General features: G+C 46.5%; 19 protein-coding genes. 6 read left to right on the top strand and 13 right to left on the bottom strand.

What is annotated here, in order from left to right:
• Positions 1-29: 29 nt before the first annotated feature.
• The 5 genes from ACFPFU_RS10870 (at position 30) to ACFPFU_RS10850 (ending at position 10,110) form a co-directional block, all read left to right on the top strand.
• A complete protein-coding gene (locus tag ACFPFU_RS10870; RefSeq protein WP_377064379.1) occupies positions 30-1,217 on the top strand; it encodes a DUF4185 domain-containing protein in 1,188 nt (395 codons plus the stop codon).
• A 400-nt stretch (positions 1,218-1,617) separates the two neighbouring features.
• Positions 1,618-4,785: a SusC/RagA family TonB-linked outer membrane protein gene (locus tag ACFPFU_RS10865; protein WP_377064377.1), complete on the top strand. Its 3,168-nt coding sequence runs from the start codon at positions 1,618-1,620 to the stop codon at positions 4,783-4,785.
• A gap of 27 nt (positions 4,786-4,812) precedes the next feature.
• A complete protein-coding gene (locus ACFPFU_RS10860; protein ID WP_377064375.1) occupies positions 4,813-6,282 on the top strand; it encodes a RagB/SusD family nutrient uptake outer membrane protein in 1,470 nt (489 codons plus the stop codon).
• 81 nt (positions 6,283-6,363) lie between these two features.
• Positions 6,364-7,206 carry a hypothetical protein gene (locus ACFPFU_RS10855; protein ID WP_377064373.1) on the top strand — a complete coding sequence of 281 codons (843 nt, stop codon included), beginning with the start codon at positions 6,364-6,366 and terminating at the stop codon, positions 7,204-7,206.
• Positions 7,207-7,368: 162 nt separating this feature from the next.
• A complete protein-coding gene (locus ACFPFU_RS10850; RefSeq protein WP_377064371.1) occupies positions 7,369-10,110 on the top strand; it encodes a GH92 family glycosyl hydrolase in 2,742 nt (913 codons plus the stop codon).
• On the opposite strand, the gene ACFPFU_RS10845 is transcribed toward ACFPFU_RS10850, so the two are convergent.
• From ACFPFU_RS10845 to ACFPFU_RS10820, 6 genes are all read right to left on the bottom strand, one after another.
• Positions 10,107-11,264 carry a DUF4221 family protein gene (locus ACFPFU_RS10845; RefSeq protein WP_377064369.1) on the bottom strand — a complete coding sequence of 386 codons (1,158 nt, stop codon included), beginning with the start codon at positions 11,262-11,264 and terminating at the stop codon, positions 10,107-10,109. The genes ACFPFU_RS10850 and ACFPFU_RS10845 overlap by 4 nt on opposite strands.
• Before the next feature lie 374 nt (positions 11,265-11,638).
• A complete protein-coding gene (locus tag ACFPFU_RS10840; protein WP_377064367.1) occupies positions 11,639-13,786 on the bottom strand; it encodes a prolyl oligopeptidase family serine peptidase in 2,148 nt (715 codons plus the stop codon).
• A gap of 426 nt (positions 13,787-14,212) precedes the next feature.
• Positions 14,213-14,974, bottom strand: a complete 762-nt coding sequence (locus ACFPFU_RS10835; RefSeq protein ID WP_377064365.1) for a copper resistance protein NlpE N-terminal domain-containing protein — start codon at positions 14,972-14,974, stop codon at positions 14,213-14,215.
• A gap of 281 nt (positions 14,975-15,255) precedes the next feature.
• Positions 15,256-15,501, bottom strand: a complete 246-nt coding sequence (atpC, locus tag ACFPFU_RS10830; RefSeq protein ID WP_377064363.1) for an ATP synthase F1 subunit epsilon — start codon at positions 15,499-15,501, stop codon at positions 15,256-15,258.
• A gap of 57 nt (positions 15,502-15,558) precedes the next feature.
• Complete coding sequence (gene atpD, locus ACFPFU_RS10825; protein ID WP_377064361.1) at positions 15,559-17,061, bottom strand: F0F1 ATP synthase subunit beta; 1,503 nt, start codon at positions 17,059-17,061, stop codon at positions 15,559-15,561.
• A gap of 184 nt (positions 17,062-17,245) precedes the next feature.
• A complete protein-coding gene (locus ACFPFU_RS10820; protein WP_377064360.1) occupies positions 17,246-17,722 on the bottom strand; it encodes a C40 family peptidase in 477 nt (158 codons plus the stop codon).
• Positions 17,723-17,995: 273 nt separating this feature from the next.
• Between ACFPFU_RS10820 and ACFPFU_RS10815 the strand changes: the two genes are divergently transcribed.
• On the top strand, positions 17,996-18,241 hold the full coding sequence (locus tag ACFPFU_RS10815) for a hypothetical protein (RefSeq protein ID WP_377064359.1): 246 nt from the start codon (positions 17,996-17,998) through the stop codon (positions 18,239-18,241).
• Between the two features lie 9 nt (positions 18,242-18,250).
• Here the strand turns inward: ACFPFU_RS10815 and coaE are convergent, their stop codons facing one another.
• The 7 genes from coaE to ACFPFU_RS10780 form a co-directional block, all read right to left on the bottom strand.
• A complete protein-coding gene (coaE, locus tag ACFPFU_RS10810; RefSeq protein ID WP_377064358.1) occupies positions 18,251-18,859 on the bottom strand; it encodes a dephospho-CoA kinase in 609 nt (202 codons plus the stop codon).
• A complete protein-coding gene (locus ACFPFU_RS10805) occupies positions 18,852-19,817 on the bottom strand; it encodes a YbbR-like domain-containing protein (protein WP_377064356.1) in 966 nt (321 codons plus the stop codon). The genes coaE and ACFPFU_RS10805 overlap by 8 nt, the downstream gene beginning before the upstream one ends.
• 12 nt (positions 19,818-19,829) lie before the next feature.
• Complete coding sequence (yajC, locus tag ACFPFU_RS10800; protein WP_377064354.1) at positions 19,830-20,150, bottom strand: preprotein translocase subunit YajC; 321 nt, start codon at positions 20,148-20,150, stop codon at positions 19,830-19,832.
• Between the two features lie 2 nt (positions 20,151-20,152).
• Positions 20,153-20,695, bottom strand: coding sequence for a DUF1573 domain-containing protein (locus ACFPFU_RS10795; RefSeq protein ID WP_377064353.1), 543 nt, complete (start codon positions 20,693-20,695; stop codon positions 20,153-20,155).
• A 241-nt stretch (positions 20,696-20,936) separates the two neighbouring features.
• Positions 20,937-21,245 (bottom strand): YtxH domain-containing protein, encoded by a 309-nt coding sequence (locus tag ACFPFU_RS10790; RefSeq protein WP_377064351.1) that lies wholly within the window; start codon positions 21,243-21,245, stop codon positions 20,937-20,939.
• A 14-nt stretch (positions 21,246-21,259) separates the two neighbouring features.
• A complete protein-coding gene (nusB, locus tag ACFPFU_RS10785; RefSeq protein WP_377064349.1) occupies positions 21,260-22,444 on the bottom strand; it encodes a transcription antitermination factor NusB in 1,185 nt (394 codons plus the stop codon).
• 149 nt (positions 22,445-22,593) lie between these two features.
• A complete protein-coding gene (locus tag ACFPFU_RS10780; RefSeq protein ID WP_377064347.1) occupies positions 22,594-23,694 on the bottom strand; it encodes a Glu/Leu/Phe/Val family dehydrogenase in 1,101 nt (366 codons plus the stop codon).
• Between the last annotated feature and the right edge of the window lie 129 nt (positions 23,695-23,823).

Raw genomic sequence — 23,823 nt, 5'->3', positions numbered from 1 at the left:
AACCCAGATTTTGACAAAAACCGGAAAAGATGAAGAGACTAATTATCGCCATATCGGCTTTGACGCTAGGCGCATATGCCTGTAATCACAACAAATCCCAAGATATAAATACCGGGGCCAGCGAAAAAGAATTACAATTCACGGTGGAGGAAGCGCCCGACTGGACGGCCTTGTTCAAGCGGGATTCGGGTTGGTTTGGCGGTGACGGGATTTTTGCCATTCCACTGGATGGGAAAGAAAATTTGGAAGAAGGCGATACCGCCCGTAACCTGTTTGTCTTCAGTGATACCATGTATGGACTTATTGAGAACGGGGAACTGCAGGAAGGATTTACCATGGTCAACAACAGCATTGCCATTCTGGAAGGACATGAACCCGATCCTTCGAAGATAAAATTTGAGGTAAAGAAAAACCAAGACGGTCAACCGGCTTCCCTGTTTGTTCCCCGCACCCTTGCCTCAAAAGAAGGGGACTACTTTTGGTTGGGGGACGGCTTTGTCAATGCTGCGGACAACGCCCTTTATCTGTTTGCCTATCGCATTGTAAATGTGCCCGAGAAGGAAGTGTTTGGTTTTGAAGAAGTGGGAAATGTCCTGATCAGAATCCCCTCAAACAGTGCCTATCCATTTGAGGAAATGGACCAATGGGATATCCCTTTTCATGCGGATGGACCAAAGGCTTCATTGGGTGTGGGAATTTACGTGAATACCACTCAGGCCAATGCTCCCGATCCCGACGGCTATATCTATATTTATGGTGTCCGGGGGATGGAAAAGGAATTGATAGTGGCCCGTGTGGCACCTGAAAAGATGACGGCCATTGAGGAATGGAAATTTTGGGACGGGGAAGAATGGACTTCGGAAAGTGATCGTGCAGCGGGGTTGGGCACGGGTGTCTCGAATGAATTGAGCGTCTCCCCCATCGGTGACGGAAAATACGCCCTCGTTTTTCAACAGGGAACATTGTCCAACACAGTGGCCATGAGGATCGGGGAAAGTCCCATTGGCCCGTTTTCGGAAGATATACCGCTCTGGGACTGTAAAGCCGACCTGGAAGGCAGCCAGTTCTTTGCCTACAATGCAAAAGCTTATCCCAGCCTATCCAAACCCGGCGAGCTTTTGATCAGCTACAATATCAATTCCTTCGATTTCTTTAATGATATCAAGGCTTATCCGAATTTATACCGGCCAAGGTTTATCCGGGTAAAGTTTGAATGATTTGATCAGAATTTTCTTTTTATAAAGAGAATAATATACTGTAACACTGACAAAAATCAGATATATAGCCATTAAAAGACAGTATATACGGACAAAGTTTCGGATATGCATTCAGACATAGAAAATAATTAGGTTTTCGTTTTATTCTATTGATTTTTTTTGCATATTTGATTGTCCATATGTATGAACATATTAAAAGATTACCGAAGAGAATAAACCCGTAGCCGAATGAATGCTCACCAAAAAATCGTAAGGAAGTGGTTTTGCCCACCTTAGTGGACTTTTTGCAGCGATTTAAGACCCAATCGGGAATCCCCTGTCTCTCAACACCATGATTTCAATTTCATTTAAAATTTGTATGAACATATGAACAAACTATGTCTAAGATAAATACAATGGTATGGAAAAGCGTTTTATACTGAAACTGTACTTTGCAGTGGGGTGCCTCTTTCTTTCGGCGGCTAGCCACCTGTCTCAGCCTGTTCTGGCCAGGGCTTTGGATGTGGGGCTCCTTGAGCAAAGTGAAAGGACCGTTCAAGGGAAAGTGACCACTTCAGAGGGAGAGGCTTTGCCCGGCGTTAGCGTGATGATCAAGGAAAGCTCTTCCGGCACAGTCACCGATGTGGAAGGAAATTACAGGATGAATATTCCGGACCAAAATGCCATACTTGTATTTTCCTATATAGGGTACAAGTCAGAGGAAATCGCAGTAGGGAATCAGGCCACCATCAACGTGTCCCTCTCCCTATCCGATGAATCTTTGGATGAAGTAGTCGTCATAGGTTACGGATCGGTCAGGAAATCCGATCTCACCGGATCGGTCGTTTCTGTAAAAGAAGATGAACTGAAAGCCATTCCTGCCACGACCTTTGATCAGGCTTTGCAGGGAAGGGCCGCGGGTGTGCAGGTGGTTCAGGCTTCCGGAACCCCGGGTGGCGAGACCAATATCCGCATCAGGGGGACCAGTTCTATCAATGCCAGCAGCGAGCCGCTATACGTGATCGATGGCATGTTGATCAACAGCAACGGGGATGAGATGTCCATCGGTGGCCGCGGACCACGGATAGGTGCTTTGGCCACGATCAACCCCAGTGAAATTGAATCCATAGAGGTATTGAAAGACGCTTCCGCTACCGCTATTTATGGCTCCAGGGGAGCAAATGGCGTCATACTCATCACCACAAAAAGGGGAAAAGAGGGAGTGGGGACTGTCAACCTGGAAAGCTACTACGGGGTACAGCAAGTCTCCAGAAAGCTGGACCTACTGGATGCCAGCCAATTTGCCCAACTGGTCAATGAAGCCTCGATAAATGCCAACCGGAATCCTGTCTACGTAAATCCCGCCAACCTGGGAAGAGGTACGGACTGGCAGGAAGAACTTTTCCGCACCGCTCCCATTACCAGCCACCAGCTTTCCTTTACGGGAGGGGATGAAAGGACCAAATACGCTGTTTCCGGTGGCTACTTTAACCAAGACGGGATCATCATTGGCTCTGATTTCGAGAGATACTCATTCAGAACCAACCTGGATAGGGAAATCAGTAAGAAATTAACGGTAGGAACAAGTTTGTCCTACAACAATATGGCTTCCAACGGTGTATTGACCGGGCCGGGCCAAATTGTTCCGGGCGTCATCACCAATGCCCTTCAGTTCAATCCCGTCCTGCCGGTGTATGACGCCAGTCGGCCAGGCGGCTATACATTCCAGCATGATAGGAAAGACGCCGTGGCCAATCCAGTGGCCGAGGCAAAGGAATACCAGGCGCTTACCCAATCCTCCAGGGTACTGGGTAATTTTTATGCCAATTACACCTTTATGGAAAACCTGGAATTCAGAACCAGTTTCGGAATTGATGCTTTACACACGAAATCCAACACCTTCGGCCCAAATTTTCTTAAAAGGACAGAAAACAGCAAGGGTGAAGCTTCGGTCAGCGCGCTTCAGGCCATGACCTGGCTCAATGAAAACACGCTCAGCTATAAAAGGGAAATCAATGAAAACAACCATTTCGATGTGCTTTTGGGATATACCATGCAACATTTCAGAAATGAATCGGTCAGCGCCGTGGCATTTGATTTCCCGGATAACCGAACAGGATATCACAATTTGGATGCGGCATTGAATCCTCAGCGACCAACCAATATGGAATCGGAATGGAGTATGGTCTCTTATTTGGGCAGGGTCAATTACACACTAAACGACCGCTACCTTTTCACCCTTTCCGGCAGAATAGATGCTTCGTCTAAATTTGCCACGGGCAACAAATACGGCTTCTTTCCTTCGGGGGCTTTTGCCTGGCGGGTATCGGATGAGCAGTTTATGGCCGATGCCGGCTTTGTTTCTGACCTGAAGTTGAGGGCCAGTTACGGCCTGATAGGCAATCAGGCCATTCCGCCCTATCAGTCGCTGGCTTTGGTCGGGCCATTCGGCCAGGGGGTATTCAACAATCCCACTGGAATCCCGGAGGTCATCGCCGGCCAGGAACCGCTCTCCTACCCCAACCGGGACCTTAGGTGGGAAAGCACGGAACAGGCCAACCTGGGGCTGGACTTGGCAGTGCTGGACCACAGGCTAATGTTTACCGCGGAGGTATACCACAAAAACACCTTTGATCTTTTGCTTTCCACGCCTATTCCTTATACCACCGGGTTTGGCAATACTTTGCTTAACATCGGCAACGTGAGGAACCGCGGCCTGGACATAGAGGTCAGATCTGTCAATACTACCGGAAAGCTGGCTTGGAACACCTCCCTTAACTTTTCCATCAACCGCAACAGAATTCTCAACCTTGCCCGGGAAGAGGACATCCTTCTGGGCGTAGGGGGCAATATCCTCCGGGAAAATGAACCTATCGGCAGCTTCTATGGATATGTATTCGACGGGATTTTCCAAACCGATGAGGAAGCCCAAAACAGTCCGGTGCTGAGAGGGCAGGAACCCACTTCTCCGAACCCTGCGTCCAGGGCCCAGGCCGGTGATCGCAGGTACAGGGACATCAGCGGTCCCAACGGTGTTCCTGATGGTATCATCGATGAATATGACCGGACGATCATCGGATCCGCAGAGCCGGATTTTATCTGGGGGATCAACAACGATTTGACGTATAAAAATTTCAATCTGAGCTTTTTCTTTCAGGGTTCACAGGGTAACCAGATGGTCAATATGAACCTGGTCAATTTGGAAAATTTCAATGGACAACAAAACCTATTGGCAGAAGCCGGGCTTAACAGATGGACCCCGGAAAATCCCAGCAACCGCTATCCGCGAGCACTCTCGGATGGCAGCTTGGATAATGTCTTTTCCTCAAGATTCGTGGAAGATGCTTCTTATATAAGACTCAGGAATGTGATGTTGAGCTACAACTTCCCATTCGGTACCCTGTCAAAAATCGGGGTAAGGAACCTTAGGGTCTATGTCAGCGGAACCAATCTTTTGACTTTCACGAAATACAGCGGTTATAACCCGGAAGGCAATGCTTATGGTGCCACTACCAACATCGTGGGTGTGGATGACGGAATCTATCCCTTGGCCAAAACCTATATCATGGGATTAAATTTTGGCTTTTAAACGACTACCTATCGAAATTAAAGCAAAATGAAAAAATCAATCATATCTTATATACCGGGGGTTTGTTTAGTGTGCCTGGGACTATTGGTAGCTTCATGCGAAGGCTTTCTTGCGGAAAACCCCAAAAACCGGGTGGACATTAGCAATTATTACTCTTCCGAGCAGGACGCCATTGCCGCAGTAAACGCCATCTACGCCTACCTGGGCTCATACGACGCTTCCGCGGGAAACACAGCGGGCATTTACCACAGTACCTTTTGGGTGACTCAGGGGCTTTCTTCCGACGAAATGAACAACAACCAGCTTGGTGCGCTTCACTTTGACCAGTTGGAGACCTTCACCCACAACTCGGAAAACGCGGCTTTGCTGGAGATCTGGCGAATGCATTACAAAACCATCTACATGGCCAACATCGCCATCGCCAGGATCCCTGATATCAACATGAATGAAACCTTAAGGACCAGATTGGTGAACGAGGCGAAATTTCTGAGGGCTCTGCTGTATTTCAATCTGGTGAGGATGTTTGACAGGATACCTTTACTTGTCAACGAGACAGAGCCGCTGACACCCGAGGCGGCCGAAACATCTGCCATATACGGAAAGATCCTCCAGGACCTTACCGATGCGGAGAACCTGCCGCTGAGTTACTCCAGCGGTGCCGGAAGGGGACGGGCCACCTCAGGTGCGGCCAAGACCTTATTGGCCAAGGTTTACCTGACTTTGGGCGATTACGGAAAATGTGCAGAAAAAGCAGCCGAGGTCATCGAATCAGGTCAATATGAATTATGGGAGGACTTTTCTGAGGTGTTTCGATATGCCAACAGAGGAGGGAAAGAGGCTGTTTTTTCCGTTGGGTTCGGAGATGCAGGAGGGGCCATTTCTTTCTGGGAAGTAGGCCAGTTCAATGTAAGACTGCTACCCACAGAACTGTCATCCGGATTTTCCAATATCAGCAACACCCAGGGCTGGCAAGTTGCTACCCAGGATCTCTACAATTCCTATTCTCCACAGGATACCCGGAGAGACGCGACTTTCATGATCCAGTTTACCAATGAGGAAGGGGCGGTTGTAAGTTTGGATAAAATCTACTTTCAAAAATACTGGGATCGCGAGGCCAATCCCAACGCCGGCGGCTCTGAAAATGATTTCCAGGTATTGAGGTATGCGGATGTGCTTTTGATGTATGCGGAAGCATTAGCGGAATTAGGGGATTTTACAAATGCCAACAACTACCTTAACCGTGTTCGCAACAGGGCCGGACTTCCCGGTCTGACCATCACCAATATAGCGGATTTCAAAGAAGCTGTCCTGTTGGAAAGACGAAAAGAATTCGCAGTAGAGGGACACCGTTGGTTTGACTTGGTGAGGATGGGCAAGCTGCAGGAAAAAGTGCAGCTCGCAAAAGAGGTGACCCCAGGGGCTGATTTTAACCTTTTTCCCATTCCATTGAGAGAAAGGGATCTGAATCCAAATCTCCCCCAAAACCCGGGGTTCTAGGCAAAATGATTTGTCTTAATGCAAAAGAGATATAAAATGGCGATGAGCAGTATAGCTCACTCTTAAAACGATGATACATCAATGGAAACAACTATTCAATACATCAAATATGGCCTGCTCTCGGTTTTGATGACGGCGTTTATCGCCTGCGAGGACAAAGACGAAGATCTCTCCAACGATCTGGTGATAAACCTCTCCGCCACACCGGCTCCCGGACAGCGACAGTTCAGGGAAAGACTCCAGTCCGGAGACGAAGTGAATGTGGAAGTGGATATAAGCTCCCGGGCAAGTTTGACTGAATTTACCATTGCCAAGACAGTTAACCTTGCCTTGGATCCGTCTTTTGGGAACAACGGGGTATTGACCGTGGACCCGGGATCAGGTACCTCCTTCCAATACCCCTTCTATTATGTACCTTCGGTAGAAGACGTCGACCAGTTAGTGGGGTTTACCTTCAAGGCGTCTAACACAAATGGGGTCAGTCAGGAAAGTGATCTGACCTTGGTTGTAACCCTTTCCCCTAGAGACAACCTGACGAGAAGGCGCTGGCTGTTACGATCCGTGCTGCATGTGAACAATGAAGAGCATCCAAACAAGGAGGAAATAAAAGACTGCGAAAAAGACAATTCCATGTTGCTCAATGAAGACGGTACCATGGCGATGGATTACGGGGAAGATACCGGTGCGGGGGATTGTTTGTTTGATGGGTTCACCGTTTACCAAAGTTGGCAACTGACGGAAGACGAGCAGTTCTTCATCAGGGAATCTTATGGTATATTCTCTCCCGATGTAATCGTCACGGATACTTTAAAAGTCAGGACGCTGACCGTGGACCGGCTTGCCTTGGAAGAGGAGGTGGACTTATCCGCTTTTGGGCTGGGTATAGAGACTTTTCTCTGGATATATGATGCTGTGCCGCGGTAACTATTTGTCCAATGACAACCTGATTTTGTTTGAATTTCAGCATAGAAGGTCATAAAGGGAAAACAGCCATTCCTTTGGACCTTCTATGTTGCGAAGATTAACTTCCTGGAGTCGTGTCAAAGTCGGTACGACACCTCTGGTAATACAACAACATTCTTAAACATGCACTACCTAAAATATACCGCATCCTGTCTGTTCTTTATTCTCCACGCTTTTTCCTCGATAGCCGGCCCTGATAATATTGCCCCGGAAGCAAAAGTGACCGCCTCCAGCATACTGGACGAAGGGTATGCTGCGGAAAACGTGGCTGACGGTGTTATCGGGATTTTGGGTCAGGGTGAATGGGCATGCAAGGGAGATACTACCGATTGGGGATATATCCGTTTTCCGTGGATACAACTGGAATGGGAAAAACCCAGGAAAGTAAACCGGATTGTCTTGTATGACAGGACTTCTGAAAAAGACCACATTGCCGGCGGCAAATTGTTGTTCAGCGATGGCAGCATGATCTGGGTACAGGAAATTCCCAACAACGGCACGGGAAAATCCATAGCATTCGAACCCAAAACCATTAGCTGGGTAAAATTTGTGACAACTGACGGAAAAGGAAAAGACCTCGGCTTCTCAGAGATAGAAGTCTTTTCCGCACCCGATGAAAACTCCGACTTTGTTTCTTGGGTAGATCCTTATATTGAAACCAACAGGGGAAGGTATTTCTTCTTTATCCCGGGTCAGCGTCCGTTTGGGATGATAGGCGCGGCTCCCCTTACCAGAAACAAAAACCAAAATGGAGGAGGTTACAACTACAACGAAAATGAGATTCTGGGCTTTGAGCAGATCCACGCCTGGATGCTTTCCGGCATAGAGGTGATGCCCATCAGAGCGAATGTTGACCCTACTTTGGGCCAACAGGGCTGGAAGTCCCGGTTCTCCCATTCGGAGGAAATTGTGCAGCCGGGTTATCAGCGGGTACATTTACAAGACCACGCCATTTGGGTGGAGTTTACAGCCACCGAAAGGGTCAGCTTTTATCGCTATAGGTTTACAAAAGATATGGAGGCTGCCATACTGACCAACCTCGGCGGGTATGTTGGAAACAGTACCATGAAAAATGCCAGGGTAAGGAAAATCAGCGACAGGGAATTTGAAGGCTCCTTTAGTTCTGTAGACCGTTATTGGGGAGGGCCGAAGGAAATCGAGGTCTTTTTTGTGGTCCAGTTCGACGAGCCATACAGGGGGTTGGGCGGTTGGAAAGGAAAGGAACTTTTTACCGGAATAGAGGAGATTTTGGGAGACAGCTTAGGTGCCGTGGCCCAATACGAGGTTAAGGCCGGTGACCTGCTACAGATGAAAATAGCCATTTCCTATACAAGTGTGGAAAATGCCCGGGAAAACCTCCAGGCCGAATGTACTTCATGGGATTTTGATAAGGTGAGAAGTGAGTCCCGGGAAATATGGAATGACTGGCTGAGCCGCATCAAAGTCGAAGGCGGAACCGATGCCCAGAAAATCAAATTTTATACGGATCTGTGGCACGTACTGTTGGGACGCCACAAAATCAATGACGTCAACGGGGATTACCCGGACAGAACCGAAGGCCGGAGGGAGGGCAATTTCACGGATGCGGTTTTCAAGGTAAAAAAATTGCCAAAGGATAAAGAAGGTAATCTTTTGTACAACATGTATCAAACCGATGCCTGGTGGCTTACCCAATGGAACCTCAATGTGCTGTGGGGTTTGGCCTGGCCGGAGGTGATGGACGAAATGGCAGCCTCCATGGTACAATATGCCCGGAATGGCTACTTGCTCCCCAGAGGCCCCGTGGGAGGAGGTTATTCCTATATCATGACGAGTTGCCCGGCCACCAACCTGATCGTCAGTGCCCACAAGAAGAAGCTATTGACCAAAGTACCGGAGGATCTTGCTTATAAAATGGTCAGGCAAAACCATTTACCCGGGGGAATGTTGGGAGCGCATGAAGATATCGACTTTTATACCGAAAACGGTTACTGGCCCGGGAATGCGGGCATCACCATCGAGGCGGCGTTCCAGGATTACGCGTTGGCACAAATGGCTAAAAGTCTGGGAAAAACCAAAGACCATAAGTTCTTTTTGGAACGCTCAGGGGGATGGAAGAACCTTTTCCACGAGGACCAAAAACTGCTTTTCCCAAAAGATAAAAACGGCCAGTTCATGCATACCGATCCTTTGTCCGGCGCGGGTTGGGTAGAAGCCAATGCCTGGCAAGGCACCTGGGGGATATCCCACGGGATAGGGGAACTTGTCCAGCTAATGGGAGGGGCGGATATATTCTGTGAAAAGCTGAACCATGCGTTTGAACAGGCAAAAGAGAGCGATTTCGTATTTGCGTACAACGAAGGTTATGTCAGCTATGCCAACCAACCCGCTTGCTCCAATGCCCATGTTTTCAGCTATGCCGGCAAGCCCTGGCTTACGCAGTATTGGGTAAGAAGGGTAAAGGAACAGGCTTATGGAGGCATCACACCGGATCTGGGATACGGCGGACATGATGAAGACCAGGGGCAAATGGGCGGGATGAGCGCATTGATGGCCATCGGTCTGTTCAATATTCAGGGGAGCGTCTCAGAAACCCCGATTTATGAAATTACCAGTCCTGTTTTCGATAAAGTAACCATCCAACTGGACGAAAAGTACTATGCCGGCAAGCAGTTTGAAATCATTACCTATGACAATTCAAAGGACAACCTGTACATCCAAAAAGCGGCACTGAACGGGCAGGCTCTTGATAAATTCTGGTTTACGCACGAAGAATTCGCTAAGGGTGGCATATTGGAACTGTGGTTAGGTTCTGAACCCAACAAAAACTGGGGGATCAAAGACCTGCCTCCCGGAACAAACGGGGCAAAATTCGACCAGCACTAAATCCCCTCAACACTCAACCTCACAAACCCCATCTCATCCTCGATATTCTCAAATATCCAGATTTTGCCGTCTTTGACGAAGTGTCTTGCAGGGCGTTTGTCCAGCGCCGGCACCAAAGACTCCGCCACTTTGTTCAGGTCCTTGTCGAAAACAGTGATATACACCTTGGCTCCTGAGGCAGAAGGCAAGAGTTGATTTTCGGGCCGTTCCGCCGAATCATCGAATTCCAATGTCTGGGAAAGCCGGTAATAAACCTCATTTTCCTCATCCCAAACCAAGCGGTGAAAACCTATTTCGCTCTGGATTTTTCTAAAGAGGCTTTCCATTTCTTTCATATCACCCACCTGGGCAGGCGGATTGCTGGCTTTTTCATTTGCGGTCAACTCGTTTTCGTAGGTGTACAGGTTTATGGCATCGGTCGCAGGGTCCAGGACATACAGTTCATTTGAAACATCCACTCCAATGATGATTTTGCCACCGGTATAGTTGATAAACTTTTCGGAGCCCATGCCAAACCCCCTCTGTCCATCGTTGAACTCTATTTCATATTTTTTGCTCTTTTCAAATAGGGGGACCTCTATTTTTTTAAAAAGATTGTCTTTGAGGTCCAGCTTGACCAAAGCCGTGGACTTTTCCTGCCAGTTGGAAACCAGCCCGTAAAAAACATCGGAGTGGCCCGGGACGGAGATCACCTCGGTCAGGAAATCCCCCTCAGGCATCATATCCCCTTCTTTGCCTACCTTTTTAAAATCAAATTTGCGGATTTTTTTGGCATCCCATCCGAAAAAACCATCCTGTTCGTAGCTGCTCATCAGAAGGGTGTCATCATTTATCAGAAGGAAACGCCTGAAATAATTACCCACCCCGTCAGGCCCTTCTTTGGAAAAATTGATCTTTTCTTCAAATGCGAGCTCGTCCAGATTGATTTTCTCTATAGCAAAATCCGTATGGTTGAAATTGTACAGATGGGTTTTGCTCGTATTCAACTGGGAATGGTACAAACCATAATTGACGAAAAGAATTTCCTGGCCGGGATTGACCATTACCGTGTCCAGGGAAAAATCCAGCCTGACAAGGTCCGATGAGAGGTTTTTCCCTTTGCTTCCGCATGCCCAAACACCCAGCAATATCCCAATGAGAATAAAATATTTCATGATGGAAAACAGTTAATGAGACTAAAAAAATAGGTGTTTATTTTTAGAATATAAAACTTTTGGTGTTAAAAAATGATAAAAAGTTAAAAATCAATAACCAAGTAACCATTATTGTGTTACACCTGCTTTGACGTATGCACAGATCAGCAGGAAGAAAAAAAGTGAATATCCAAACGAAGCCGTTCAATTAGATGGTCCCTTCCATAAAATCAGTGCCAATTAGTGCAGACCTGCCCGGACTTGCTTCGGGATTAGTGGACATCACCTGCCTGCCCCGAAGCCGCACGGCGGGCAGGGAGACAGGTCGGTGGAATTCCTAGCTGCCCTCGTGGCACAACAAACTCTTTGGTCAACCCGGAATTTGATCCCTGACATCAGTTGCCCGATCCGGGTTCTACACCCATATTATAGAAAGTAAAGGCGAAGATATCGGCTTGCTCCTCGATGATCTTTGAGGTGGGTTTGCCGGCGCCATGACCCGCGTTGGTTTCTATGCGTATCAGGACGGGGCTCTCGCCTTGATGGACATCCTGTAACCTCGCTGCAAACTTAAAGGAATGGGCAGGAACGACCCTGTCGTCATGGTCTGCTGTGGTGACCAAAGTGGCGGGGTATGGGGTTCCCTCTTTCAAGGCGTGGAGGGGAGAGTAGCTTTTCATGTACCGGTACATTTGTTCTGAATCATCGGCGGTACCAAAATCATAAGCCCATCCGGCTCCCGAGGTGAACTGGTGGTAACGGAGCATGTCCAACACCCCCACGGCGGGCAGGGCCACACCGGCAAGGTCCGGTCTTTGGGTCATGGTAGCCCCCACCAGCAATCCCCCGTTGCTGCCTCCCCGGATGGCGAGATAATCCGGGGAAGTATATCCCTCCGCGACGAGGTATTCGGCCGCAGCGATGAAATCATCAAATACATTTTGTTTGTTGAGCTTGGTGCCCGCCAGGTGCCATTTTTCGCCGTATTCCCCGCCGCCACGCAGGTTGGGAACTGCATAAATGCCGCCGTTTTCCAGCCAATAGGCATTGGTGATGCTGAATGAAGGTGTAAGGCTGATATTGAACCCTCCGTATCCGTATAAAATAGTAGGATTCTTGCCGTCCATTTGCAGACCCTTCTTGTGCGTGATCATCATGGGTAACCTGGTGCCGTCTTTGGATTGGATGAAGACCTGCCTGCTCTCATATTCCTCAGGGTCAAACTTCACCTCAGGCTGTATGTAAAGGGAGCTTTCCCCCTCTTCTATATTGTATTTATAAATGGTACCGGGATGGATATAGGAGGTGAAAGAATAGTACAGGTGATCCTCAAAACTCCTGGCGGAGAAGCCGGAAGCGGTTCCTGGCCCGGGAAGCTCGATGACCCTTTCCTCTTCGCCATTATAACTGTATTGACGCACCTCTGTCAGGGCATCTATCAGATAGGATGCGAAAAGTCTGCCCCCTCCTTTGGAAATGCTGAGGACATTTCCGGTTTCCGGAATCAGCGTCGTCCAATTTTCGGGAGCGGGTTGTTGCACAGGAACTTTGACCAGCCTTTTGTTGGGTGCATCCAGATTGGTTTCAATCAAAAAATGACCTTGATGGTGGTCCACCACACGATGGGTATTGTCCATGGTTTCCACGATGGGCAGGATAGGAGCATTTTTTTGGCCAAGCGCCTGAAAGTACAGCGCGTTGCCTGTGGTGCTGTTGGCCGCAGAGATGATCAAATATCGCTGGTCTTCTGTGACCCTCGCACTTACATACCTCCGCGGATCCTCGGGGTTGCCGAATATCAGTTCATCCTCTTCCTGGGAAGTACCCAGACGATGAAAATACAACAGATGATGGTTGGTCAATGCCGACAATTTGCTGCCGTCGGGTTTTTCATAGGTGCTGTAATAAAAGCCTTCCTCACCCCTCCAACTGATACCGGTAAACTTGGCGTCCGCTATTTTGTCCTCAAGGAGTGTTTTGGTGTCGGCATCCATGACATAAATATCCCGCCAGTCGGAGCCTGCCACAGATACGGCGTAGGCGAAAAGCTTGCCATCCTCTGTAAAAGCCGTACCCGCTAGGGAAGTGGTGCCATCCTCAGAAAGCTTATTGGGATCCAGGAAAAGCTCTTCTTCACCCTTTTCACCCTTTTTTCTGTACAGCACGGATTGGTTTTGAAGGCCGTCATTTTTGTAATAGTAGGTATACTCTCCTCTTTGGAAAGGGGCACTGATTTTCTCATAGTTCCACATGTCCTCCAGTCTCTTCCTGATGTTTTCCCTAAATGGAATCTGCTGGAGATAGTCAAAAGTCACCTCGTTTTGCGCCTTAACCCAGGCTTTGGTCTCTTCGGCATAATCGTCTTCCAACCAACGGTAAGGGTCAGGGACCTCCTCTCCCCAGTAGTTATCTATATGATTGATTTTCTGGGTTTCGGGATAGTCCACGGAAATGGGTTGGAATTTTGCTGATTGCTGGCAACCCAAAAAAGGAATAAACAGCAAATAAATGGGAGCGCGCGAAAAAGGGAACGATCTTATCATGGAAATCATATGTTGGTTTCAATCCCCTAAATACCGATAAAAAATGTTTTGGGTCAAGTATTGGGACCAGCATTGCAAAGAAATCGCTTTCTACTACAGCAAATCGAGAGACCCTTCTAGTGTCATGTCACACGTTGATTGACGCTTCCCTTCGCTCACCCCTCAGTCCCCTAAAGGGAAGACAGCGCGCGGGGTTGCTCCGCCACGGCGGAGATAGGGGTGCGTTGGGAATCCGTCAAGGTAGACGTGACACAAACTAGGGCTAATATCGATTATTTCGCAGTCGGACCCATTCAACCCCTCGAAGGATTTTGCCCTAAAGCGATTGCCTGGAACTTGGAAAGGGTGAAAAAACGGCGTAAAATCCCAAAGCCGCCAAGTAAAGCCGGTCTAAAATTGTGAAATGATGGCAGTGCTATACCTCGATTATTCCTCAGCTGTCCAGCGCAGCAGGACCTCCATCTCCATGCTCTTCATGGTGAGTATTCCCTCTTCAATGGTATAGTTATCTGTCATCTCCAGCATCTGAAACACCCTGTCTTCCAGATCTCCTAAGCCCCAACATAATTTTTGAGTTCTCACCAACCTTTCAAATTCCAGCTTATTCCCTTCTTTTTGTTCATATTGTCCAAAAAACTGATTACATCCTCCAAAGCCACTTACGCGGTTCTCATCGGCATCGAATTGAATGTAAATGCCATGCTTGCTCTGATCTGTATACTTTCCCGCCAGGTCTTTCAATATCCACTTTACGTTGGTGAGCGGATCATTCTTTATATCGCTGGTTTTTTCAAGGATGTATTTATCGGCTAATGGGCCGGTGATCCTGCTTCCTTTTTTATCCAGTTGAAACAGGCGGTTTTCGCCTACCTGGTATTGGTTTGGGCCGTTTTCCATCCCGCTTAATGTGATGATGCTACCTCCTTCGTTCCATTCAAAGGTTCCCTCGGATGTATAGGTTTGGTCACTTTTTCCGAGATACTGTGTTTGGATAGAATACGTTTGCTCTCTGTCCAACCGGATGACAGTGGCTATCCCCTCGCAATCTGCACAGGGGAGTGTCCCTTTATAATATCCTTCCCAGTCCAGAGAATTGGCACTTGTGTGGCCGTCGTAAGTGACGGCTGATTGGGTTTGGCAGCCCCAGAGGACACAACCTGCAAGAAAAATTAAAATCACTCCTTTCATGTGTTTACAATTTGTTTTTCAGCGCTCACATGCTTGCGCGCCATGATGCACTTCAGCATGCAGGCATGGCATCTCGCATGTTTTCCCCCCCGATAGCTATCGGGGCATCCCAGTTTGTGACGTTTTCGTCATGCTCGGTTTCATGACTTTCGAAAATAAAGCGAAACACCGTTACCTGTGTTTTAAACGAAATAAAACCTATTTTGTTAGTGGCAAGCGGCAGAAAACAAAAAAAGGCCTGACAATCATTCATCAGGCCTTTTCCAAGTTGGGCAATCCGTTTACGAAATGACTTTCTCAGCCAAAACGATGATATTATTGTCTTTTACTTCCACTACTCCGCCGTCCACTATGAGGGAATGCTTTCCAGTGGCAGTGGTATAGGATACCGCGCCTTTGTCCAATGCGGACACAATAGGGGCGTGGTTTTTCAAGACCTGAAAGGATCCGTCCGCACCGGGAAAGGTGGCTTCGGAAACCTCCCCTTCAAAAACTTTTTTATCCGGAGTTATGATTTCTAAATGCATATGCTCAAATTAACCATGGCACGAATATGTGAAGGGTACCATGTGAGTTTTCTAACTTTATTGGACTTCCGCAAGCATTTTTTCGCCTTTTGCAATGGCATCCTCAATGGTACCTACCAGGTTGAATGCGGCCTCAGGCAGGTGATCCAGCTCACCGTCCATGATCATATTAAAGCCTTTGATGGTGTCTTTGATATCCACCAAAACTCCCTTAAGGCCGGTAAACTGCTCAGCGACATGGAAAGGCTGAGAAAGAAACCTTTGAACCCTTCTTGCCCTGTGTACCACCAGCTTGTCCTCTTCCGAAAGTTCTTCCATACCCAGGATGGCAATGATATCCTGAAGTTCCTTATAACGCTGCAGGATTTCTTTTACCCTCGTAGCGCAGTCATAGTGCTCATCCCCCAAAATCCCCGGCTCCAAAATCCTGGAAGTGGAATCCAACGGATCTACGGCTGGATAGATCCCCAACTCAGCTATTTTTCTCGAAAGTACCGTAGTGGCATCCAAGTGGGCAAAGGTAGTGGCCGGCGCAGGATCCGTCAAGTCATCCGCAGGCACGTAAACCGCCTGTACCGATGTAATGGATCCATTTTTGGTAGAGGTGATTCTCTCCTGCATGGCTCCCATTTCTGTGGCCAAAGTAGGTTGGTACCCCACAGCGGAAGGCATCCTTCCCAAGAGGGCCGATACTTCAGAACCCGCTTGGGTAAATCTGAAGATGTTGTCGATAAAGAACAGGATGTCCTTTCCGGCACCTTCACCCTCACCATCACGATAGTATTCTGCCAGGGTAAGACCTGTTAGCGCTACGCGGGCACGGGCTCCGGGAGGTTCGTTCATCTGTCCGAAAACGAATGTGGCCTTAGAATCCTGAAGCTTGTCAATATCTACTTTGGAAAGATCCCAGCCCCCTTCTTCTTCCAGGGAATGTACAAAGTCATCACCATACGTAACAATGCCGGACTCGATCATTTCCCGGAGAAGGTCGTTTCCTTCCCTGGTTCTTTCACCTACACCCGCAAATACGGAAAGACCTGAGTAAGCTTTGGCGATGTTGTTGATCAACTCCTGGATCAATACGGTTTTACCCACACCTGCACCTCCGAAAAGACCGATTTTACCACCTTTGGCGTAAGGTTCTATCAAATCAATTACTTTGATACCGGTATAGAGTACTTCAGTTGAAGTGGAAAGGTCTTCGAATTTAGGTGCTGAACGGTGGATCGGCAACCTGTTTTTGGTTTCAGGCTGGGGCAGACCATCAATGGCTTCCCCTACCACATTGAATAACCTTCCTTTGATGGCATCTCCAGTAGGTACTGAAATGGGGGCTTCGAGATCCAGTACATCCATACCCCTCACCATGCCCTCGGAAGAATCCATGGCTATGGTCCTCACCCTATTTTCCCCAAGGTGTTGCTGAACTTCCAGAACTACTTTCTGGCCGTTTTCTTTCGTGATCTCAAGTGCATCAAGGATATTCGGCAATTTACTTCCCTCAAAGGAAACATCCACTACAGGACCAATTACCTGAGTTATCTTACCAGTATTCGCCATTGTTATATTTTAAGATGAAAAGGAACTATACTTTTTAATTCGAGTGCAAAATTAGTTAATATTGATTAATACCAAAGGATGTTTTAAAAATTAATCCACTTTGGCTCAATTTTTTATCACACAGCCAATTGCTGAGGTTGTTTTGGAACATAATTATGTTTTTAGGCTGGAAAAACGGATTTTTTCAGAAAAAACGTCTTGCTCTCACCAGCTTTTTTGACCAATAAGAAGACTGAATATTATCCTCAGTCACCCCAAGGGAGGTGGAGGCATGGATGAAGTACACTCGGCCGAGGCTTTTGTCCGTTACGATACCTGCATGGGTTACTTTTCTCCGTTTTTTACCTGTGGCAAAAAACACAACATCCCCTTTTTGGAGTTTTCGTTTGGGCACATTTTTTCCGATCTTGCTTTGCTCCTCGGATGTCCTGGGCGGTACGAAGCCGACACTCATAAAAGAATGGTACACCAGTGCAGAACAATCTATACCTGCTCTGCTGCTGCCTCCATACCTATAGGGGGTACCGTGAAACGATTTGGCGGTATTTACTACCTGTTGGACATTCTGATTGCGGATTTTTCTGGAAGATGAGCACGAGGAAAATGAAAGGACAATACATGAAAAGAATATCCAAATAACAGGATTCAGTTGATATCGCATGCACATATTCATTTTAAAATTTGCTCAATTATAAAAAGTATTGTCCATCAAACAAAGTATTCATCCGGGTTTGGTTCATAGCGGTGCTGAATATATAACGGATAAACTTCAATTAACGGAAATATTGATTAATTTTATTTTTGTTTTTAGGTTGAAGCAATAGATACCTTATGGATATAGGGAAAATATTCTTCACTTTGGGCCGTTGGCTAATGGAAAAAGGAACTGCATGGTTTCGGGTTAAAGTGAATTGACAATCAGGAAAAAATAAAAATGAGTAAAGAGGACTTTAGAAAACTTTCTTTGCATAAAAAAATACACAAACTGTATACGGAGGGTACTTTTGTGGTAGGAATCAGGTACTACGCCTACAAAATAAACCTATACCTTCTTGAAAATGAATACATTGAAGTGTTTTACAATCACAAACACGACCGGATTGATAAAATTGATTTTTTAAACCACCACCACTCCAGGATGAAATTTTACCTGGATCAGATCAGCTTAACTGAAATTTAAGCATTTCCCTTAACGGGCAAGGGAGGTCAGTTCCTTGTGGATTTTCAATACCTGTGGAATCACCATGTGGTGGTTGTAATTCTTGATAATGTAATCTGCAAGCCCGTTTTTAACCTTGTCGGGGAGCTGTTTCTGGATAATTTGACGGACCTGATCCTCATCCCTTTGCGGATCTCTTGTCAATATCCTGTTGATCCGGATGGCTTTAGGGGCAGTGACATTGATGGTCCGGTCCAGTTTTTTATAAGACCCACTCTCAAAAAGCAGGGCCGCCTCTTTCAACACATAAGGCACATGCTGCTCAAGCGCCCACGAATTAAAATCATCTCCCACCATCGGGTGTACCAACGCATTGATCAGAGAAGTTCTTTTTTCATCTCCAAAAACGTGTTGGGCTAGGTATTTTGTGTTCAGGCTGCCATCTTCAAAATAAGACGCCTCTCCAAAATGGGATTTGATTTCTTTTTGGAGCTTTGGATGGTGCTGCATAAGCCACTTGGCACGGTCATCGGCATAATAAACCGGCACCTGAAGCACGGAGAAAACCTTGGAAACCGTGGTTTTTCCAGCCCCTATCCCCCCTGTAATCCCCACCAGAAAAGGTTTTTGGTTATTCATAGACCAATTTAAATTTGTCCGGGTCAAACCGGACCTCCTTTATAAAAGCCGGGTTGGCGTTAAGGGAAACGGCCACGGTGCTGTCCCCCCTGTTCCTGTTGTTGAAATTCAATACAGCCCGCAGGTCAAGTTTTTCCAGATCTTCCAGCCTTCTTTCATCCACCAGATAAGTGACGCGAACCACAGAATCCTCCTCCTCTGTACGCACGTTGGCTGGAAAATAGACCTTATTGACCTTCAGCCATTTTTCGATTTCCAAAAAGGCGATCACCTCAAATTCCACGTGGACCGTTTCTTCTTCGAGGGTCAGGAATTTTCTTTGGTCCCGGCCCAATTGTATAGGCAACAACTTGGAGAAATCCGCTGTAATGTTTTCTTCCCCGAGCTCCACCAGGATCCTACCTTCCAATTGCTGGATCACTGAAATGGGGCCTCTTACCGAAACAGCAGGCGGGTCTATTTTGATGTCAGAGCCGAACGCATGGTTGCTGGCCAGGGTGGTTGCTGTTGTGTCCACCTGAAGGTCAATCTTTCGGGATACTATTTTGTCTATTTTAAAATGAACGGTATCCTCAAAAACCCCCAATAGTTGGGTGGGAGCGATCCGTTCCGCAAGTTCCCGCTGAAAACTGGCCGTAAGCAGATAAGACTGACGGGAAGGGTCTTCCAGTTCGATCACAAAAGGAGTTACATTAAACTGAAAATATTTCCTCAGCAGATCCCAGCCGTTACCGTGGATCTCTATTTTAACATGTGGGGGGAGCTCCTCCACCGCCATGTATTCCTGCCGGTCATATGAAAAACGTATGGGTTGGTTGACTACTGTGGTGTAATCATCCTTGTTCAACGCGTTCAAAACCCAAAAAGTGGTAGCTGTGATGACACACAAAACTACCACTTTAATATTCGAAGTCCTTTCAGGCTTAAGTTTTTTGAAATATTTGCGTAATGTACCCAAATGTACAGTTGATTATTTGGTTTCGTTGGCCTTTTTGGTGTAATCCAAGGAAATGGCAGATTTTTCCACTTTTATTTTTAAACCCTTATCCAATTCGACAATCAGCTGATCGCCCTCAACAGCATAGACCTTACCATGAATGCCGCCAACGGTGACTACCTGATCCCCCTTTTTTATTTCGGAAATGAATCTGGTGGTTTCTTTTTGTTTTCGCTGTTGCGGTCTGATCATGAAAAAGTACATGATCAAAATGATACTTCCGAAAAGGAAAACCTGACCCATGATGCCGCTGCCTGCACCGCCGTCAGCTTGTAGTAATATGAAATTGTACATTATTATCTTTTTACTGGTCCTAGTGAAGGTTTACTTGCTGAAGCTGTTTTTTGGTTTACGGCACCTTTAAGCCTTAATCTTGTTACGTTGGGCGATGTGTTGGCCTGAATGGTGACGGTCGGACTTTGGGCACCGGATTTTCCGGCAGAATTAAAAACAACCTTTACAAACCCCTCTTCTCCGGGTTTAATCGGTGTTTTGGTCCAGTCGGGGCTGGTACAGCCACAAGATGCCTGGATATTGGAGATGACCAAGGGTGCCTGTCCAGCGTTTTTGAATGTGAACAGATGCTCGACCACTTCTCCTTCCTGTATGGTACCAAAATCAAACTCGGTCATTTCAAATTCAAAAACGCCCAGCGAACCCGGGTCGGCAGGCTGCACATTTTGGGTGTTGGAAGGTGTTACTACTTGGTTCTGTTCCAGCTGGGAAATCTTCTGTTCCAGCGCCAGGATTCTGTCGTCTTTTTCATCACCTTTTTCGCTGCATGCCGCAACCAAAAAGAGCAACGAAAATGCCCACATCGGAATGATTAAATATTTCATATGTTTATAATTGTTTTTTTATCGGCCATATAGCTTGTCCCGAACTGATTCGGGAGAACCACCACTGATAATCATTTTCCTGTATATCAAGACTCGACATGGTGGTTTCATCTGTTTATAATTTGTTTAACGGTCAGAAAGGGTTTGTTTTCATAAACAAAAAAACAACCCGGCTGGATCCTTTCAGGTTTCTCTTGAGAAATATACTAAAAGGACTCCTTTCTCATCCATATGGAAAATTTTAATTGTTGTTATTTTCTTTATTGATCTGCTCAATGAGTTTGTTTACATCATTAAGCAGATTTTCGGCCTTCGATTTGGCTTCAGTAATGACTTTGTCTCCCTCTGATTTGGCGACATTATCAGGAAGGTTTTTGCCTTCCATCAGTTGGTTGATGAGATCTTCCAACTCCCCTTTGTATTTGGTCAGCCGGTAAGACAGTTTGTCCCTTGTATTATTGCCGGAATCGGGCGCATATAAAACCCCCAATACGGCTCCTATACCTGCTCCCAATACAAATGTTAATATTGAATTGCTTCTCTTGCTCATTGTTGCACGATTAATTATTTGTTATCAATTAAACCCCTACCGCTTTTACGGATTTTTCCGCTTTCGGTTAACTCCTTTGAGATCGTATCCAGCAATCCATTTACAAACTGTTTGCTTTTAGGGGTGCTGTAGGTCTTAGAAATATCAATGTATTCATTGATGGTTACTTTAATCGGAATACTCGGGAAATTCACCATTTCGGTCAAGGCCATCGTCAGGATCACCTTGTCGGTCAATGCTATCCTTTCCACATCCCAGTTGCTTGCTTTTTCAGCAATCAGATCACTGAATTCCCTCTCCGATTCTATGGTCAAGTTAAATATATTTTGGAAGAATTCCTTATCCTCCTCCCAGTTTATGGCAATGTCCGGAAGCAGATCGTCCTCAAGATCCCGGTCCCCGTCGATATGCTTCACCACTTTCAATGCCAAACTTCTCACGATGGGTTTGTTTTCCGACCAGTTTAAATCCCTGTCCTGAAAGAAACTCAGAATGGGATCGCTTTTAAAAACCACTTTTTTTAAGAGAATCTGCAGGATTTCATTGTCCTGCTCGAGGCTTGGGGCTTCTATCTTGCTATAATCCTGATAATCTTCATTGGTTTTCACCAATTCCCTGTACCATTCTTTGATCTCCTGTTCCAGGTCGGTGATATCCACATGGAACCTGGCGCATGCCTTTTCAAAGGAATGGTTGGCTGCGATAATTTCCAGTACCTGGTTTTTACCAAGATTAAATCCTGTGTCGGTATACGTAACAGCCTGTTCGGAAAGTTTTCTTTTTTTATGCGACTCCTGCCGGACATGATTCCTGAACCCAATCAGGATTTTAACGGCATATAAATATAATCCCGGGATATTCTCCACCGCATTGACCATGTTTTTCTTCAAAAACTCCCGGTCTTTTTTATTGGATTTATGAAACAGGTCCATTGCCCTGATGGCCACGTCACTGATTTTTGATGCATCTTCTCCACTTGTCGCCAAAACCTTGCCATCGATGCTCTCCGAAAACAAGCGAATACAAGTCTCCGCATTTTTTTTCAACAGCACTTTGTCCTGTACTTCCATACTGTTCAAATCCGGCTGGAAAGCTTCCCTGATGTAGTCATGTGCAAGATTGAAATTGGATAATTTGCACTGCTGATAAGCGTACAGGGTTTGGAACGCCTTGACTCTGAGTATTCTTCTGTTTAACATTACCTGAAATTAAAGAACTTACATTACAGAGGTGATGGTGTACGGCAATCAACTTTGAACACCAAAACCAAAATTTTTTGCAAATTAATAAAACTACCTGCAAAGGACAAATTCCCCCGAGAGGCAAATCAACGATGAGACCTTGAAAATCAGTAAGAAAGTTTTACTTTGGTTATGGAGGAAATCCTCTCCAACGCCATCTTCAATGCCGTCTGCTGTGGGGTTTCATTTTCCCTGTAAGCGGTGTGAAGGACTTCGAGACAGGTGGCATAAATATTTTCGGCTTGTTGGTAGGCAAGTTCTTTTTTATAACCGCCCTGATACTCGGCATACACATTGATCAGTCCCCCGGCATTGATAAGAAAATCCGGCGCGTACAAAATACCGTAATCCAGAAGCATCTGGCCATGCCGTTCCTCATCCTTCAGTTGGTTATTGGCGGCACCGGCGATAACGTCACATTTCAGCCGCGGAATGCTCTCGTCGTGAAGAACGGCACCCAACGCGCAGGGGGAATAAATGTCCATGGGATAATCATAGACCTGGTTTGCGGCCACTATTTCTGCTTTGCTCCATGAAACCACTTCTGACAGTTTTTTCTGGTCAATGTCCGAAATGGCAATGACGGCATCTTCCTTTTTAAGGTATTCTACCAGATGTTTTCCCACCTGTCCTATTCCCTGCACCAATATTTTCTTGCCGCTCAGGGTATCGCTCCCATAAGCTTTCCGGGCGGCGGCTTTTATTCCCATATACGTACCATAGGCGGTTACCGGAGAAGGATCACCGCCTCCGCCTTTGATTTCGGGAAGCCCGGTTACATAAGAAGTTTCCATGGCGATATATTCCATGTCACGGGTTTTCATGTTGACATCCTCGGCAGTGATGTACCTGCCGCCCAGACTGTCAATAAACCTCCCCAACCTTCGCAGGTACGCTTCTGTTTTCAGTTTGGGATCGCCGATAAGCACCGCTTTTCCCCCTCCTATGTTCAGACCGGAAATGGCGGCCTTGAAAGTCATTCCCCGCGAAAGCCTCAACACATCTGTAATGGCCTCCTCTTCGCTGGCATAATTCCACATCCTGGTCCCCCCAAGCGAAGGGCCAAGGACCGTGTTGTGAATGGCTATGATTGCCTTTAACCCTGTTGGTTCATCATAACAAAATACAAGTTGCTCGTGACCCATCGACACGATCTGCCCATAGATGGACCCTTCCTGGATTTTTTCCTCTGTTTTGATACCCGCCATTGAACTTTGATGTTTAGAATATGTTATATTTGAAAGCTGGCAACTAATGGATAAAGCAAAATTAAATGTTTTTACCTTGCTTTGCTAATGCAATATATAATATATTATAAAAGATTATGTGTTATAAAT

The sequence above is a fragment of the Negadavirga shengliensis genome (assembly GCF_042652345.1).
Classification (GTDB): domain Bacteria; phylum Bacteroidota; class Bacteroidia; order Cytophagales; family Cyclobacteriaceae; genus Negadavirga; species Negadavirga shengliensis.
Note: the sequence above shows the minus strand (reverse complement) of the source record. Positions and strands in the feature narration are given on the sequence as shown.

Bases quoted from the DNA above. Each gene is read 5' to 3' on its own strand.
- ACFPFU_RS10870 (WP_377064379.1), top strand. From the start codon at position 30: ATGAAGAGACTAATTATCGCCATATCGGCTTTGACGCTAGGCGCATAT.
- ACFPFU_RS10865 (WP_377064377.1), top strand. From the start codon at position 1,618: ATGGAAAAGCGTTTTATACTGAAACTGTACTTTGCAGTGGGGTGCCTC.
- ACFPFU_RS10860 (WP_377064375.1), top strand. From the start codon at position 4,813: ATGAAAAAATCAATCATATCTTATATACCGGGGGTTTGTTTAGTGTGC.
- ACFPFU_RS10855 (WP_377064373.1), top strand. From the start codon at position 6,364: ATGGAAACAACTATTCAATACATCAAATATGGCCTGCTCTCGGTTTTG.
- ACFPFU_RS10850 (WP_377064371.1), top strand. From the start codon at position 7,369: ATGCACTACCTAAAATATACCGCATCCTGTCTGTTCTTTATTCTCCAC.
- ACFPFU_RS10845 (WP_377064369.1), bottom strand. From the start codon at position 11,264: ATGAAATATTTTATTCTCATTGGGATATTGCTGGGTGTTTGGGCATGC.
- ACFPFU_RS10840 (WP_377064367.1), bottom strand. From the start codon at position 13,786: ATGATAAGATCGTTCCCTTTTTCGCGCGCTCCCATTTATTTGCTGTTT.
- ACFPFU_RS10835 (WP_377064365.1), bottom strand. From the start codon at position 14,974: ATGAAAGGAGTGATTTTAATTTTTCTTGCAGGTTGTGTCCTCTGGGGC.
- atpC (WP_377064363.1), bottom strand. From the start codon at position 15,501: ATGCATTTAGAAATCATAACTCCGGATAAAAAAGTTTTTGAAGGGGAG.
- atpD (WP_377064361.1), bottom strand. From the start codon at position 17,061: ATGGCGAATACTGGTAAGATAACTCAGGTAATTGGTCCTGTAGTGGAT.
- ACFPFU_RS10820 (WP_377064360.1), bottom strand. From the start codon at position 17,722: ATGCGATATCAACTGAATCCTGTTATTTGGATATTCTTTTCATGTATT.
- ACFPFU_RS10815 (WP_377064359.1), top strand. From the start codon at position 17,996: ATGAGTAAAGAGGACTTTAGAAAACTTTCTTTGCATAAAAAAATACAC.
- coaE (WP_377064358.1), bottom strand. From the start codon at position 18,859: ATGAATAACCAAAAACCTTTTCTGGTGGGGATTACAGGGGGGATAGGG.
- yajC (WP_377064354.1), bottom strand. From the start codon at position 20,150: ATGTACAATTTCATATTACTACAAGCTGACGGCGGTGCAGGCAGCGGC.
- ACFPFU_RS10795 (WP_377064353.1), bottom strand. From the start codon at position 20,695: ATGAAATATTTAATCATTCCGATGTGGGCATTTTCGTTGCTCTTTTTG.
- ACFPFU_RS10790 (WP_377064351.1), bottom strand. From the start codon at position 21,245: ATGAGCAAGAGAAGCAATTCAATATTAACATTTGTATTGGGAGCAGGT.
- nusB (WP_377064349.1), bottom strand. From the start codon at position 22,444: ATGTTAAACAGAAGAATACTCAGAGTCAAGGCGTTCCAAACCCTGTAC.
- ACFPFU_RS10780 (WP_377064347.1), bottom strand. From the start codon at position 23,694: ATGGCGGGTATCAAAACAGAGGAAAAAATCCAGGAAGGGTCCATCTAT.